Below are 13,865 nucleotides of genomic sequence, written 5' to 3' on the forward strand. Positions count from 1 at the left end.
GCAACGCGAAAAAGTGAGATCGGGGTTTAGTTCTCAATTATACCTCTATATTCTCAACAAAACTTGGTTTTTTAGTTGCGATCGCATCCCGAAACAAGCTATATACGTCCCAGGTTGCAGCACCTCACAAAATCGCGTTGCTCCCGAAGGAAAAGACCTCAAAACAATTCTCACCCGACAAGTTAAACGCCATAAAGTCAAAGTGACAAATCGCGTCATGGCAACCCGTGTATTAGTCAAAGCAGGACGTGCTATTGGTGCAGTGGGATTTGATGTCAGAAACGGAGATTATATTGTCATTCAAGCTAAAGCAGTCATCCTGTGTACAGGTGCTTGTGGCAGATTAGGATTACCGGCTTCTGGCTATCTCTACGGCACTTATGAAAATCCTACCAATGCTGGAGATGGCTATTCAATGGCTTATCATGCAGGTGCAGAACTTAGTAATATTGAATGCTTTCAAGTTAATCCTTTAATCAAAGATTATAATGGCCCCGCCTGTGCTTATGTTGCTGGGCCTTTTGGCGCACATACTGCTAACGCCGAAGGAAATCGCTTCATTAGCTGTGACTATTGGAGTGGTCAAATGATGTTAGAAATCTGGAAAGAATTAAATTCTGGAAAAGGGCCAGTCCAATTGAAAATGACCCATCTTGATGAAGACACAATCGCTGAAATTGAGTCTATACTGTGGGCGAATGAACGACCTAGTAGAGAACGTTTTCATCAAGGTAGAAATGAAGATTACCGCACCCACGGTGTAGAGATGCACATTTCCGAAATTGGCTTATGTAGCGGTCATAGTGCTTCTGGTGTATGGGTAAATGAAAATGCTCAAACAACCATCCCAGGTTTATATGCAGCCGGAGATATGGCCAGCGTTCCCCATAATTATATGATTGGAGCATTTGTTTTTGGTCGCATAGCCGGAACTCATGCCATTGAATATATCCAAGATTTAGATTTTATTGAACCAGATACAGATTTTTTAGAAGCTGAAAAAGCCAGAATTTATGCACCTTTAACTCGTCCGAATGGTGTACTTCATACCCAGGTAGAATATAAATTAAGACGCTTAGTTAATGATTATCTACAACCACCAAAATCAGGTAATAAAATCGAGATTGGTTTAAAACATTTTGTGCAATATCAAGAAACATTAGATTTAATGGGCGCTCGTGACCCTCATGAATTGATGCGTAGTCTAGAAGTGCATTTTATTCGAGACTGTGCAGAAATGGCAGCCAGAGCATCATTATATCGTCAAGAAACTCGTTGGGGACTTTATCATTACCGTTTAGATTACCCCGAAAAGAATGATGATGAGTGGTTTTGTCATGTCAATTTAAAGAAAGATGAATCAAGACAAATGATATTGTTTAAGCGTCCTGTAGATACTTACATTGTGGAAGTAGATACAATTAAAGAATCGTATAGTGTTGCAGCTAAGTAATACCAATTTCAGAAAAAATGAAACAGATGCGTATGTTGGGTTAAACGTAGTGAAATCCAACAATTACAAGGTTTTGAGGTGTTTGATTTCGTTCCTTAACCCACATCTTAGTTCCTAAGTAAATCCAAGTCAAAGACATTATTTGGAACGGTAACTCGTAATATATTATGTCGGAAGTTGTGAAGTTAGATATAAAAGTACGAAGTTGTCTGCCATCAGATGCAGAGAGCGTCTTAAAAGTACACCGAGCTGCAATTCATGAAACTGCTTCATCGTGTTATGCAAAAGAAATTATTCAAGATTGGGCATCTCCAATTACGCCCTCTAAAATCAAAGCCTTTGCAGACAACACTGTTGTTGGGGAAGAAACCCGAATTGTGGCAGAAATTAATGGTCGAATTGTGGGCTTCGATGCAATTGTTGTCAGTAATAACGAACTACGTGCTGTGTACGTGTCTCCAAGTTTCGGTCGTTCTGGAGTAGGAAATGCAATACTTCAAGAGTTAGAGCGATTAGCACGTGAGCAAGGATTGTCGGAATTACATCTGAACGCTTCGCTTAACGCTGAACCGTTTTATCAAGTTAATGGTTATATGAATGAAGGTTTTGAAGAACATACCCTACGTTCTGGTCGAAAAATGCCATCTATTCGGATGATAAAAAAATTGTAATTAGAGTATTTGAAAATTCATTAGCAATTCAATAACTTTTATAAAATACTTGAATTAATTAATCCAACTTGTGATTTGTATTCAGAGTTTATTGATATTGTGGCGGAATATCAAAAGTTTATGATAAGTGAACTCTTGAAATTGCTAGAATTAGTTAAGTAACAGATGTTTAATTAGTTCATTTAAAGTTCAATTTTAACTGGTTAATTTTCAATTATTTTGAGTAACTTTATAATAAATATGTCTATATATAATTCAATTGGTCAAAAATACTCAAAAACTCGCGTTCCTGATATCCGTATTGTCAATAAATTAATTGATTTACTCAATTTACCCAAAGGTAGAATTATTGCTGATATCGGCGCTGGTACTGGTGGCTACAGTCTAGCGCTAGCTAATAAAGGATTTCTTGTTAATGCTGTTGAACCTTCTGTAGTTATGCAAAAACAAGCAGTAGAACATCAGCAAATTAAGTGGTTTACTGGCTATGCAGAAAATTTACCTCTATTAGATAACTCTGTTGATGCTGTTGTAAGTATCCTGGCAATTCATCACTTTTCTCATCTCGAAAAAGCTTTTCAGGAAATGCAAAGAATAATTAAAGATGGGGCAATAATTTTGTTAACTTTTGATATTAGATTAGCTCAGAAGATATGGCTTTATGATTATTTTCCGTTTTTATGGGAAGATGCGTTACGATTTTTACCACTTAACGAACAGGTTAATTTAATTCAGAGTAATACTAAAAGGCGTGTTGAAGCCATACCCCTTTTGTTACCATACGATTTATCTGATTTATTCGCAGCAGCAGGCTGGAGACGACCAGAGTTATATCTTCAACCAGAAGTACGTGCGGGAATATCATCTTTTGCGTTAGCTAATCAAGATTTAGTAGAGCAAGGAGTAAAGTTACTTGCAGCAGATTTAAGTAGTGGAGAATGGAGGAAAAAATATGGTGATATTCACAATTTTACAGAGATTGATATAGGCTATCGTTTTATCTGTGCAACGCTGGATAACTAAATAATTGTAATTTAAAATTAAATTATGACAAACAAAGTTAGTGTAGGTGAGAAAATTAAAATTAGACAAGCTGAGATTAAAGATGTACAGAGAATTGCTAGTCTTTGCGAACAACTTGAATATTTTGTGACAAATCAACAAATAGAGCAGCGCCTTACTAAAATTAAAAATAACGATGCTCACATTGTGTATGTTGCCACTTTGGAAGATAAATATGTAATTGGTTGGGCGCACGCTCATATTTGTGACTCAATAGTTATTCCAACTCCAGCGATTATTTTGGGATTAGTTGTAGATAAAGATTACCGTCATAGTGGAATTGGACGTTTTTTGATGCAGCAAATTGAACAGTGGGCTTCTGTGGCTGGATGTGATAGTATTTTGTTACGTTCTAATATTAAACGCCAAGAAGCTCACTTGTTTTATGAGAAAATTGGTTATAGCAATATCAAGCAATCATTAACTTTTCATAAAAAATTGTTTTAGTGAAAAATATGCAGTTAATTAATACATTTGCCACTTACCGTCTGCTTAATGATCGTCTGCGATTTAAATATTTGAATGAACTACATCGTATGTATCTAAATAACCTACAATCGTGAGATAATTCATATAAGCTTACACCATTTATTTTCCCGTTTAGCAGTTTCAGTACAAAATCATGGAGTTATTTTATGGCTTTAATCAATCAAAGAATAGATGTTCCTGTGATCGTTGATGAATCGAAATGTTTAGAAAAATGCACAGCTTGTATTGAAGTTTGTCCTTTGGATGTATTAGCAAAAAATCCAGTAACAGGCAAAGCCTACATGAAATATGATGAGTGTTGGTTTTGTCTACCTTGTGAAAAAGAATGTCCAACCAATGCAATTACTGTGCAAATTCCCTTTTTATTACGTTAACTATCTGTGGTAAAAATTAATGAATGATGACCTCAAACATTGGCTAGAAATGTTGCGATCGCCTGCCGTAAATGACCGCTTAGTAGCTGTCAAAACCTTACAACATTTAGGCGATGAAGAAACAATAGACCCTTTAATTATCGCTTTGAAAGATGAAAATATCACTGTACAAAAAATAGCCATATCTGCCCTTTGGGAAATTGCTAATCCTGTAGCCATCCCTGCTTTAATTGAATGCCTCGGTTCAGGAGATACAGATATTCGCACTGAAGCCGCATCAGCATTAAACGAGTTAGTTACACAAGACGAATTGTTACTTTTACTAGATAAACTCCAAAGTAATGATGAAAATATTCAACTAAATATTTTGATGCTTTTGCGGAAGATACATGATATTCAATCTTTATCTGACATTTTACCATTTTTAGAATCAAAAAATCCTGACTTAAAAGAAGCAGCCGTTACGACACTGCGATATATCAATCAACTAGAAAAATGTCCACAAGCTTTAAATTTAATCTTTGATGAGGAAGCAAGTGTACGTCGTGCTGCTGCTTTAACTTTAGAACATTTACAAGATGCAGAAGTGATTACAATACTTTGTCAAGCACTTACAAATGATAGTGACTGGCAAGTTCGCCGGAATGCAACTAAATCTTTGGCTATTCATGCAAATAATCAAGCAATTTCAGCATTAGAAATAGCTTTAAATGATGAACATTGGCAAGTGCGGAAATCAGCAGCACAAGCTTTGCAAAAAATTCCAGATATTCAAGTTATGCCAAGATTAATTCAAGCATTAACAGATGAATATGCAGATGTAAGAAAAGAAGCTGCGATCGCACTTGGAAATTTAGCTCATCCCAACGTTATTAACCCCCTACAACAAGCCTTAGATGACCCTGACAAAGAAGTGTCTATCCAAGCACAACGGGCAATTCAGAAGATTCAAACAGATAAAAAAGTCTCAAGGGAGCAGTAAATTACTAGGGAAATGCTAACACGATAAAAGCTTTGCTAATTTCGCAATACAAATTCTTTACTCCAAATTATTGACGTCTGCTTATCAATAATATTTATGAGGTGAACTTTCTCGACAAAACAACGATAATTTAAATCTAAATGTTGTGCTTCTTCTAACACTTGCAAAAATTTATCTGTACCTTTTGTAAATTTTCCTAGTGTTAAATGCGGAACGAATGGTAAATTTTCCTTGAAATATTCAGCTAATATACCTGTATATAATTTGTTGTATAGTTTTACCAGATCTACTTTTCCTTCTTCAATCATTAAAAACATATATTCATCCCATGATTTTTGTAATCCTTTGAGACAAATAGGAAATATTTTCCACTTACTCAAGATACTATCAATATGAAGAATGAGGTTGTTTTCATTAATAGACTCGATTAGGGGAAATACAAGTGTAATATGTGGCTCAATTAAATCAAATTGTGGGCCATATTTCTGCCTTATTTGATTGATATGTTCCGTGTTAATATTGGGGTAATGTACGAGTGCGTAAGACATACTCATAAATTATTAAAGGTTATACAGCAGATTTCAAATTATCTAGGAGAACTTACACTAACATGAGGTACATAAATATCTCTTCCAACATTCAGAAGATATGACTACAGTCCATCACCAAGAAGTCGTCCAATTACTCAAACAAATTATCGAACCTATTTTAAAAAATGACATCGTTAGTTTAGGAATGGTACGAAACTTACGCATAGTTGATGACTATATTTACTTACGTTTATATATTGGTTCTCATCAGCACCAATTACAGCCAGAAATTCAATCTAAATTATCATCTCTATCTTGGTGTAAAAAAACTTATATTCAAATTTGTACAATTCCTGGTGTTAAAATAACTCTTGCAATTTCTAGTGGTAAAGGTGGTGTGGGCAAATCCACAACAGCCGTTAATATCGCCGCAGCTTTAAAATTACAAGGTGCAAAAGTAGGACTATTAGATGCTGATATCTATGGCCCCAATGTTCCCCAGATGTTGGGTTTAGGACAAGCTGATATTCAAGTGATTAATACTCCCACAGGTGATAAGTTTTTACCTTTAGAAGTTCAAGGAATAAAAATAATGTCAGTGGGTTTACTTGCAGAACCAAATCGTCCTTTGGCATGGCGGGGGCCTGTATTGCATAAAATAATCACGCAATTTTTGCAAGATGTGGAATGGGGGGAATTAGATTATTTATTGATAGATTTACCTCCCGGTACAGGTGATGCTCAAATTACAATTATCCAAGAAAGTCCAATTTGTGGAGTCATTTTAGTGACAACTCCTCAACAAGTGGCTGTTGCAGATGTACGACGTAATATATATATGTTTCGTCAAGTGGGTGTTCCTGTCCTTGGCATCATTGAAAATATGAGTTATTTAATTTGTAGTGATTGTGGTTTACGCACACCGATTTTTGGTAGTGGTGGTGGCGAACAACTAGCCGCAGAATTACAAGCGCCTCTATTAGGACAAATTCCTATTGATTCCCGCATTTGTAGTGGTAGTGATACTGGAAATCCGATTGCGATAAGCGAATACACTTCACCAGCAAAGGAGGTTTTTACACAAATAGCTACTTCATTAAATACTACTTTTACTTTTTTACTTTTCTAATGGTGAAATTCATTTTTACCAACCATGAGCTAGCAATTTAAGAATATCATCTTAATTTAAGCCCAGTTGCGTACTACAATAATCTTGAATTCACGTTGTTGGGGCAAAATATAATCCAGCGAACCGTAGCGTTCTAAAGCCCAGTTTCGCAAATCTTGAATAGCATGAGGAAAGATATTATCAGGAATACTCCAAGCTGCACTTGGAATTTTATTTTCTTGGTTTTCTATCAATTTACTTACAGTATCTTCAACTCGCCATTGAACTGCAATTTCGGTTTCTAAAGTTGCGCCTTGTGCTTCTAACTCTGCTAAAACTTCTTCTTCAGTAGCACCGTAACGCGGTAAAGAATGACCATAGCCTTCTAAAATAGCTTTCCAATACTCATTAAATTCCCATCTCTGGGCATTCACCTCTGAACTAGCACTAACAGAGCTAGCGTATCCGTGAGTGTAAAGCAAAATGCCACCTGGTTTCAGGACGCGACGAATTTCTGCTAGCGCCTGTTTCCAAGCAGAAATTAGGTGAAAAACGAGAACAACTAACGCTACATCAAAGGAGTTGTTATCAAACGGTAAAGCAGTAGCATCTCCTTTAATTGCTATTAGTTTATGAGAAACACCCTCTAGTTTTCGGTGCAGTTCAGCCAACATTTTTTCTGAGACATCTACACCAGTGTAAGAATAGCCTTTTTTGGCAATTGGTACAGCAATTCTGCCAGTACCAATACCCGTTTCATAAAACTTAGTATCTGCTGTTGGTGAAACCAAATTGAGAATAAAGTCTGTCACTTGCTCAGAAATTCCTGGGGGAAATCCTCTTGTAGCATCGTAAATATCAGAAACTCGATCAAATGAAACAGTGGTAGTCATATATTCTGTGTTAAGATATGGAAAAACATTTGTAATCCTAAATCTAGAACTCGTAAATTATTTTGGTGTTGTAACAAATCTACTAAGTCATAAAACTCTTGATTCAGTATCTCCCCATTTATTCAACTCATTCAGTAGTTCATTGCGTCGCTGTCGGGATGTAAACGCTACCTGAATAGCATGACGGGTCACATTAAGTAATTCATTTGTAGAAAAACCGAGGGCATGGGCTATTGTATACTCCCGTCCAATGGTCGTGCAGACCTGAACAGGATTGTCTGTACACAGGACAACAGGAATGCCGGACTCTACAAACTGTCGAATTGGATGCTTTATATAGGAAGGTACTGCCCCTAAAAGAACATTACAACTTAAAGAACACTCAACAGTTACGCTGCTTTTAGCTAGTAAGTCAAATACATGGGGGTCACTGATGGCGTGTGTCGCATGACCAATTCGCGTCAGCCCAGGTACGCGCAGGACAGCAGCAATATTGGCACTAGAGAATTCCCCAGCATGGGCGGTGATTCCTAACCCTGCGCTAGCAGCCTGCTCGGCAATTTGATAAGCCGTAGTCCAATCTGCTTCTGTATCATAAGGTTTGTAAAGAAAATCTATTCCGCCTAAGCCTTCATCTACCGCCTGAATACATGCTTTTACGAGATAGTTTAAGCGATCGCCTTCAAACCTACTTAAAATCAAAATAAATACTGCCTCAGCCCGGAGTCTGGGATATCGCACCTGGACGCGACGTTCAGCTTCTCGGAACAATGCCATCAGGTCAGGTTTGAGTACATCTTCGTTGCCAAAACGGACTTCTACCAAAATAGCTCCGTCTGCTGCTGCCTCTTCTAATAGATCCTCAATACGTGCGATAAAGTTTTCTGGCTTTGCATTAGCCTCTTGTGTTGCAGGGAAAACCTGAGCAAGTTTTTGGAGGCGAGGCATTCCTGGTGGAATTTCAGTTATTAGCTGCTCTGCCCAATCATGCCAATTATATGGCGATCGCCCTTCACGCCGCGCCAGCACGCGGTCAAGGCGCGGCGACCACTCCTGATGTACATGCAGGTCTACTTTGGGGAGTGCAGCAATACGCGGGTCTAGCTTAATTTCAGCAAGTGGATCGATCAATGTTATATCTCCTGAAACTGGAGACTGGGGAAAGGGAAAAGGTAAGACATGTAATTCAGTAGCTCGCTTTTCGGATCTCGTACAGTGACTTTCTGCATAGCGATGCGATCGCACAGACCAAGTTCTAATGCAGTTACCCTGGCAATGCGTGCATAGGGAGAGTTAGGTGTGTAAAAGAGTTTCATCAAAAAGTGCGATCGTTATTTTCATAATCATTTGCTCTCAAGAAAAGAATCGGTTCTGCCAAATTGTTGTTCTTCAATAAAGCATCGGCATATTGCACAGGATTCGATTCTGCAAAGTAGATTCGTTGTGCAGCATGATAACGCTGACAATACAGGCGGACTGCATTTTCCCAAGATCCAAGTCGTACCAAATCTCTCTGTATTCCACGCTGTTGGGCTACCTCAAAATCTGTATCTACATAGATTCGATAATCAAAGTAGGATACTAATTCTGGTTGCAGTAGAAAACTGGCAGCAAATAGAAAAATGTCTCCGGCATTGGCCTTCTTAGGCTCCTCTGTTATCAGGGTATCTGTTTCCAAGTCAAACCCATGCGCTTGATAAATTAGGTTGCCTCCAGCTGCAAGTGGCTCAAGGACAAGCTTTTTGAGGAGTGGATAGTTATAAGCGTCGAAATAATAGCCTTCGGCAGATTCACGACCTTGGCGATAGCGCAGGTCACGCGGATTATGAAAATCATCTACTGCAATATGGACACAGTTTCGCCCACGTCTTTTTAAAGTCTGCTCTAACTCTTGGGCCAACGTGGATTTGCCACTAGCAGTAATGCCAGTGACAGCCACGCGCAAAACACGAGCAGGGAGAGATGTGGCACGTTTGTCTAAAACATCAGCTATTGTTTCCAGAACCCTATTACGTGTATTGGCCATATTACCCGTGTATGCACACTCACTCGTGAGGGTTATCCTTTTTTTGCGATCTATGCGGGGTAAAAGACGAATGTCCTTAGTTCAATGCTTTCTCGTGGGGGGGCGTTGGCTGGGCTAGTAGGGTCTTCAAAGGCTGTATGGGCGGCAAAACGGGCGTGTCCCTCTTCTGCGGAGTCGAAGCATTTGATAAATAGTGCTTCGTCTCTGTGCATTTGCGGAAAGTAGAACCATTTATGTTTAGAGTTATACGTGACTCCGTATGTCTCACCGACGCGATCGCGGTACACTAAATCACCAGCTACAAGGTCTGTTATTGCAATGCTTTGTGCGTCACACACTGCTAATGGTGACTCTTGAATTGGTTGTGCGATCGCTCGCCAAACATTGATGATGGCAAATCGTTGTTTTAGTAGCGCATCAATATCATCTATCCCCCGCGCTGCTAGTTCCAAATGGGCGCGAGTGTAGCCTGATTTGGCGGTGAAGTCGTTGTGTACGCGCAAGGCAGGTTCTTTAATATTATTCTCACCTGGCTTTGACTGACTAGCATTACGAAGGGTATGATCGAATATCACTACCTTGGTTGCACCTGTCACTTCTTTTAACAATTGCTCGGCTTCTGGATAGTAGACGCGGCGCACTTCGTCTTCATCATAAAAGTTGCGAACATTAGTGTTATGTCCAGTTAAGGCGAATCCTTCTTTATCTAACGAGATGTTCTCTGAGATAGAACGAGCATTGTAAATTGGCAGTTTATGCGTCTGATAAGTTGCATTCGTGCGGGTAATCCCGGCTGGCGGTTCATAAGTATAGTTAACAGGTTTTTCTGCCGTTGGAATCAGGTAAGTGAGGTTAGCCTCTACGTTTGGCAGTTCTTGGGAAATCGGTCTGTCTAAAACTTGGTTATTTAAGCTCATAAGTCATCCCATTTTGGATTTCGGTTAATTTTTGGTCAATACTCAACAGTTAATGATTCACTTCCATTACCACACCCCTTTGTCCTATTTTTGAGATGCACCAACGGGAACAGGTTCACCGAGAACTTTAGCGAATCTTTCCAAATAGAAGTCCACAGGGTTTGCTACTGCTTGAATTGACTGGCGATCGCCTACCAGATTCCACCATGTCTGCAAACGAGGTGTTTCGGCCGGTAGTGTGAATTTGCGGAAGTGTTCTAAGAGTGGTAAACGTTCAAACCAAGGATAGAAGCTGATATCAACTAGGCTAAACTGATCTCCTGACAAGTAATCACCTTTACCTAATCCTTCTTGTTCAATATATAGAAGTGCTTCTGTGAACTCTTTTCGTCCTTGTTCCTGTTCGGTGCTATCTTTACCGCGCAGAAATTTGTTAAAAGCTGGGACAAGGCGAGTATTGGCGTAGTCTATCCAGATGCGAGCGATCGCTTTAGCTGCGGGATCGCGGGGTAACAATGGTGGTTCTGGAAAAACCTCATCTAGATATTCATTGATGATAGCGGACTCGTAAATTTCAACATCTCCATGCTTGATAGCTGGAACTTTGCCATAGTGGGAAATCTGCGTGTACCCATCTGGTTTATTTTGTAAGTCAATTTCTATCGGCGTGAAGTCAATGCCTTTTTCCAGTAAGACTACACGAGTCCGTTGAGAGAAGGTAGAGGCTTTGGCGAAGTACAGTTGTATGTTGCTCATGAAATCTTTTCCTTGTAATTATCGTGACATGCAGACTATTTGAGATTGCACAACTCCAACTAAAGCAATAAGACAGAAGCGAGATGTGTTGATTAGTGCAGTTAAATAATTGACTGGCAGGTATCTACGTCAGTTAAATGGTATATTACAGTTTGTCGGTCGACTTAACGTATTTTAAATATTATACAGTCTTTATGAAAATATGCATACCTAATTATTAGTGTAACTAAATAAATATCTAGACATAATCAGGTTTGTCAAAAAGAGGTATTCTTATGTACTCGAAATCTGATAGTAGGCAGATCCGTCTTGGCTTGCTAGTACCCGCAGGTAACACGACGTTTGAGCCTGACTTTCACTGTGCTTTTTCCAGTCAAGTCAGTGTTCATAGCCATCGCGTGATTGCCCAACGCTCCCACGCCTATGAGAGCTATGAATCAATGGATGACATCAACGAAGAAGCTGTTAAGGAAGTAGAAAAATTAGCTAGAGCCGGGGTACATTTTGGAGCATACGGCTTCACAACAGCAACATTTTACCGAGGGCGAGTTTTTGCTGAAAAATTAGAGCAACGTTTGACACAGGCGCTAGGAGTACCCGTTATTGTGCCTGCTTTAGCTCTATTAGAAGCGTTGACATACCTAAAAATTAGGAAAATTTATGTAGTCACTCCTTATCCAGAATGGAACAACCAAACGCTAAAAACGTTTTTGAGTGAAGCGTCTTTTGAAATAGTGGGGTTTAAAGGTGATGAACGCCCAAAAGAAGTAGCGAAAAATAATTACCTTTGGCATCAGTTACCCGATGAAGCCGCAGCTTTTATCAAAGAGCTATCTCACAAAGGTGCAGATGCTATTGTGTTGCCCTGTACGGCATGGAGAACATTTGAGGTGATTGAGGAATTAGAGGCAGATTTGAATATTCCTGTAGTCACAGCAAACCAAGCCACAATATGGAGTTTAGCAAGGCGTGCTTCTATTGAATCTGCACTTCGTCCGAGAGGAAAATTGTTTGCTATTTAATCACAGAGCTTTTCATAAATGAAATCTTAAAAAGAGGAAATTTCATGTCAGACAAGTCTAATTTACAAAACCCGCTTTTAGATGAGGTACTAGCTCATTATGAGCGTGGTTTGGAAGCTGAACGCTTATCAAAGCGTACAAATCCGATTGAACTAGTTCGCACCCAAGAGCTTCTTAGCCGCTACTTGCCTCCTCCTCCCGCAGTGATTTTCGATGTTGGTGGCGGCTCAGGTATCTATGCTTGTTGGCTTACCCAGCTAGGGTATAAAGTTCATCTGATTGATCCAGTTCCTTTGCACGTAGAACAAGCCCGTTTTGCTTCTCAGGTTCAGCCAGATTATCCACTTGCAAGCGCAGAAGTTGGAGATGCCCGTCAGTTAAATCAAGCAAACAACAGCGTTGATGCAGTTCTTCTATTTGGGCCACTGTATCACTTGATCGAACGTAGCGATCGCATAAAAGCATTACGCGAGGCTGATCGTGTTTTAAAGAGCGGAGGTCTTGTTTTTGCCGTTGCTTGTTCTCGCTTTGCTTCGCTTTTAGACGGTTTATTTCGGGGATGGCTAGACGATCCGGAGTTTGTGGAAATTGCTTATCGAGACTTGCTTGAAGGGCAGCATCGTAATCCGAATAACCATCCTGCTTACTTTACAACAGCCTTCTTTCATCATCCTGATGAACTAAAAGCAGAGGTGGAAGAAGCAGGGTTATCTTGTGAAAAGCTGTTAGCCATAGAAGGCCCAGGCAAATTACTACAAAATTTTGACGAACATTGGAGTGAACAAAGTCGCCGTCAAAGACTCCTACAAGCTATTCGTTGGCTGGAGACTGAACCTTCTACACTAGGTGTGAGCGCTCACATTATGGCTATTGCTAAAAAGGTGACAGTCTGACAGCAAGATGCACATTAACCTTATCAAACCTTAGTTAATTAAGAAAAATAAATATTAAGTGCAAACAGAACTGGTTATTTTCGACTGTGATGGAGTGTTGGTAGACAGCAAAACATTGGGTAATCGTATTCTTGTTGAATTTGTCGCCGAGTTTGGCTTGATATTGAAACTTGAAGAAGCCATTTTGTTATTTAAAGGTTGCAAAATGGCTGATTGTCTTGCTGTCATTGAGCAAAGACTAGGGAGAAAGATGCCACAAGATTTTGTGACTTAACTTCATACCCGTACTGCTAAAGCTTTTGAGGGTGAACTGCTTCCCGTACAAGGATAATTGTTACAAAGTAATGCTCCTAAGTGGAAGGCAAACCAAGGAAGTACTCCAGTTTTACGAAAAAACTGAGTTTAAGAAGGGTATCAAAACTGGTTTTGTGGCTACACCAATATCTCACTAAGGTGGTGTTAAGCTTTTTCGTAGCTAAATATATATAGTGCTTGACTTATGTTTTCACAAGATGTAATTTATCAATATTAGATAAAACATCGGTAAACTAATCGATTTTTAGTACTTTAGTAAATTTCAAATAAAAAAATAGCTGAAAAACTCTCTCCTCCTCATTTCTCTGTGCCTCTGTGGTAGCCTGTAACGAGACGCTCCGCGTAGCTTGCTTCTCCGTAGGAGTATGCGTCTA

At 39.2% G+C, this 13,865-nt stretch carries 17 protein-coding genes; 10 read left to right on the top strand and 7 right to left on the bottom strand.

Annotated features, from left to right (window positions below; translation table 11 throughout):
• Nucleotides 1-13 precede the first annotated feature (13 nt).
• The 6 genes from Q0541_RS03395 to Q0541_RS03420 all read left to right on the top strand — a co-directional run bounded on the left by Q0541_RS03395 (nucleotide 14) and on the right by Q0541_RS03420 (nucleotide 5,031).
• Nucleotides 14-1,453, top strand: a complete 1,440-nt coding sequence (locus tag Q0541_RS03395; RefSeq protein WP_298905427.1) for a fumarate reductase/succinate dehydrogenase flavoprotein subunit — start codon at nucleotides 14-16, stop codon at nucleotides 1,451-1,453.
• Between the two features lie 167 nt (nucleotides 1,454-1,620).
• Nucleotides 1,621-2,124 (top strand): GNAT family N-acetyltransferase, encoded by a 504-nt coding sequence (locus Q0541_RS03400; protein ID WP_298905428.1) that lies wholly within the window; start codon nucleotides 1,621-1,623, stop codon nucleotides 2,122-2,124.
• Between the two features lie 240 nt (nucleotides 2,125-2,364).
• Nucleotides 2,365-3,147 carry a class I SAM-dependent methyltransferase gene (locus Q0541_RS03405; protein ID WP_298905429.1) on the top strand — a complete coding sequence of 261 codons (783 nt, stop codon included), beginning with the start codon at nucleotides 2,365-2,367 and terminating at the stop codon, nucleotides 3,145-3,147.
• A gap of 24 nt (nucleotides 3,148-3,171) precedes the next feature.
• Complete coding sequence (locus Q0541_RS03410) at nucleotides 3,172-3,633, top strand: GNAT family N-acetyltransferase (protein ID WP_298905430.1); 462 nt, start codon at nucleotides 3,172-3,174, stop codon at nucleotides 3,631-3,633.
• Between the two features lie 188 nt (nucleotides 3,634-3,821).
• The gene (locus Q0541_RS03415; protein WP_298905432.1) at nucleotides 3,822-4,049 is read left to right on the top strand and encodes a ferredoxin family protein; all 228 of its coding nucleotides are present in this window, start codon (nucleotides 3,822-3,824) and stop codon (nucleotides 4,047-4,049) included.
• 19 nt (nucleotides 4,050-4,068) lie between these two features.
• Entirely contained in the window at nucleotides 4,069-5,031 is a 963-nt protein-coding gene (locus Q0541_RS03420) for a HEAT repeat domain-containing protein (protein WP_298905433.1), read from the top strand.
• A gap of 35 nt (nucleotides 5,032-5,066) precedes the next feature.
• Here Q0541_RS03420 and Q0541_RS03425 read toward each other — a convergent pair whose 3' ends face one another.
• Nucleotides 5,067-5,579 (bottom strand): 2'-5' RNA ligase family protein, encoded by a 513-nt coding sequence (locus Q0541_RS03425; protein WP_298905435.1) that lies wholly within the window; start codon nucleotides 5,577-5,579, stop codon nucleotides 5,067-5,069.
• A gap of 100 nt (nucleotides 5,580-5,679) precedes the next feature.
• On the opposite strand from Q0541_RS03425, the gene Q0541_RS03430 reads away from it, so the two are divergent.
• Complete coding sequence (locus Q0541_RS03430; RefSeq protein WP_298905437.1) at nucleotides 5,680-6,690, top strand: Mrp/NBP35 family ATP-binding protein; 1,011 nt, start codon at nucleotides 5,680-5,682, stop codon at nucleotides 6,688-6,690.
• Between the two features lie 56 nt (nucleotides 6,691-6,746).
• Here Q0541_RS03430 and Q0541_RS03435 read toward each other — a convergent pair whose 3' ends face one another.
• The 6 genes from Q0541_RS03435 to Q0541_RS03460 form a co-directional block, all read right to left on the bottom strand.
• Nucleotides 6,747-7,562 carry a class I SAM-dependent methyltransferase gene (locus Q0541_RS03435; protein WP_298905439.1) on the bottom strand — a complete coding sequence of 272 codons (816 nt, stop codon included), beginning with the start codon at nucleotides 7,560-7,562 and terminating at the stop codon, nucleotides 6,747-6,749.
• An 87-nt stretch (nucleotides 7,563-7,649) separates the two neighbouring features.
• Nucleotides 7,650-8,693 (bottom strand): hypothetical protein, encoded by a 1,044-nt coding sequence (locus Q0541_RS03440; RefSeq protein WP_298905441.1) that lies wholly within the window; start codon nucleotides 8,691-8,693, stop codon nucleotides 7,650-7,652.
• Nucleotides 8,694-8,695: 2 nt separating this feature from the next.
• Entirely contained in the window at nucleotides 8,696-8,878 is a 183-nt protein-coding gene (locus tag Q0541_RS03445; RefSeq protein WP_298905443.1) for a hypothetical protein, read from the bottom strand.
• A complete protein-coding gene (locus tag Q0541_RS03450; protein WP_298905447.1) occupies nucleotides 8,878-9,588 on the bottom strand; it encodes an adenylyl-sulfate kinase in 711 nt (236 codons plus the stop codon). The genes Q0541_RS03445 and Q0541_RS03450 overlap by 1 nt, the downstream gene beginning before the upstream one ends.
• Before the next feature lie 50 nt (nucleotides 9,589-9,638).
• Complete coding sequence (locus tag Q0541_RS03455) at nucleotides 9,639-10,505, bottom strand: CmcJ/NvfI family oxidoreductase (protein WP_298905449.1); 867 nt, start codon at nucleotides 10,503-10,505, stop codon at nucleotides 9,639-9,641.
• 84 nt (nucleotides 10,506-10,589) lie between these two features.
• The gene (locus Q0541_RS03460) at nucleotides 10,590-11,261 is read right to left on the bottom strand and encodes a glutathione S-transferase family protein (RefSeq protein WP_298905451.1); all 672 of its coding nucleotides are present in this window, start codon (nucleotides 11,259-11,261) and stop codon (nucleotides 10,590-10,592) included.
• Between the two features lie 275 nt (nucleotides 11,262-11,536).
• On the opposite strand from Q0541_RS03460, the gene Q0541_RS03465 reads away from it, so the two are divergent.
• Genes Q0541_RS03465 through Q0541_RS03475 form a run of 3 tightly spaced genes read left to right on the top strand, consistent with a single transcriptional unit; the run spans nucleotide 11,537 to nucleotide 13,450 of the window.
• Nucleotides 11,537-12,283: an aspartate/glutamate racemase family protein gene (locus tag Q0541_RS03465; protein WP_298905452.1), complete on the top strand. Its 747-nt coding sequence runs from the start codon at nucleotides 11,537-11,539 to the stop codon at nucleotides 12,281-12,283.
• A 44-nt stretch (nucleotides 12,284-12,327) separates the two neighbouring features.
• Nucleotides 12,328-13,176, top strand: a complete 849-nt coding sequence (locus Q0541_RS03470) for a class I SAM-dependent methyltransferase (RefSeq protein WP_298905453.1) — start codon at nucleotides 12,328-12,330, stop codon at nucleotides 13,174-13,176.
• A 58-nt stretch (nucleotides 13,177-13,234) separates the two neighbouring features.
• On the top strand, nucleotides 13,235-13,450 hold the full coding sequence (locus tag Q0541_RS03475) for a hypothetical protein (protein WP_298905454.1): 216 nt from the start codon (nucleotides 13,235-13,237) through the stop codon (nucleotides 13,448-13,450).
• Nucleotides 13,451-13,865 lie beyond the last annotated feature (415 nt).

The organism is uncultured Nostoc sp., from assembly GCF_937863485.1.
Classification (GTDB): domain Bacteria; phylum Cyanobacteriota; class Cyanobacteriia; order Cyanobacteriales; family Nostocaceae; genus Nostoc.

Excerpts from the sequence above, each read along its gene's own strand:
- Q0541_RS03400 (WP_298905428.1), top strand. The coding sequence starts at position 1,621 with ATGTCGGAAGTTGTGAAGTTAGATATAAAAGTACGAAGTTGTCTGCCA.
- Q0541_RS03405 (WP_298905429.1), top strand. The coding sequence starts at position 2,365 with ATGTCTATATATAATTCAATTGGTCAAAAATACTCAAAAACTCGCGTT.
- Q0541_RS03410 (WP_298905430.1), top strand. The coding sequence starts at position 3,172 with ATGACAAACAAAGTTAGTGTAGGTGAGAAAATTAAAATTAGACAAGCT.
- Q0541_RS03415 (WP_298905432.1), top strand. The coding sequence starts at position 3,822 with ATGGCTTTAATCAATCAAAGAATAGATGTTCCTGTGATCGTTGATGAA.
- Q0541_RS03420 (WP_298905433.1), top strand. The coding sequence starts at position 4,069 with ATGAATGATGACCTCAAACATTGGCTAGAAATGTTGCGATCGCCTGCC.
- Q0541_RS03425 (WP_298905435.1), bottom strand. The coding sequence starts at position 5,579 with ATGTCTTACGCACTCGTACATTACCCCAATATTAACACGGAACATATC.
- Q0541_RS03430 (WP_298905437.1), top strand. The coding sequence starts at position 5,680 with ATGACTACAGTCCATCACCAAGAAGTCGTCCAATTACTCAAACAAATT.
- Q0541_RS03435 (WP_298905439.1), bottom strand. The coding sequence starts at position 7,562 with ATGACTACCACTGTTTCATTTGATCGAGTTTCTGATATTTACGATGCT.
- Q0541_RS03445 (WP_298905443.1), bottom strand. The coding sequence starts at position 8,878 with ATGAAACTCTTTTACACACCTAACTCTCCCTATGCACGCATTGCCAGG.
- Q0541_RS03450 (WP_298905447.1), bottom strand. The coding sequence starts at position 9,588 with ATGGCCAATACACGTAATAGGGTTCTGGAAACAATAGCTGATGTTTTA.
- Q0541_RS03455 (WP_298905449.1), bottom strand. The coding sequence starts at position 10,505 with ATGAGCTTAAATAACCAAGTTTTAGACAGACCGATTTCCCAAGAACTG.
- Q0541_RS03460 (WP_298905451.1), bottom strand. The coding sequence starts at position 11,261 with ATGAGCAACATACAACTGTACTTCGCCAAAGCCTCTACCTTCTCTCAA.
- Q0541_RS03465 (WP_298905452.1), top strand. The coding sequence starts at position 11,537 with ATGTACTCGAAATCTGATAGTAGGCAGATCCGTCTTGGCTTGCTAGTA.
- Q0541_RS03470 (WP_298905453.1), top strand. The coding sequence starts at position 12,328 with ATGTCAGACAAGTCTAATTTACAAAACCCGCTTTTAGATGAGGTACTA.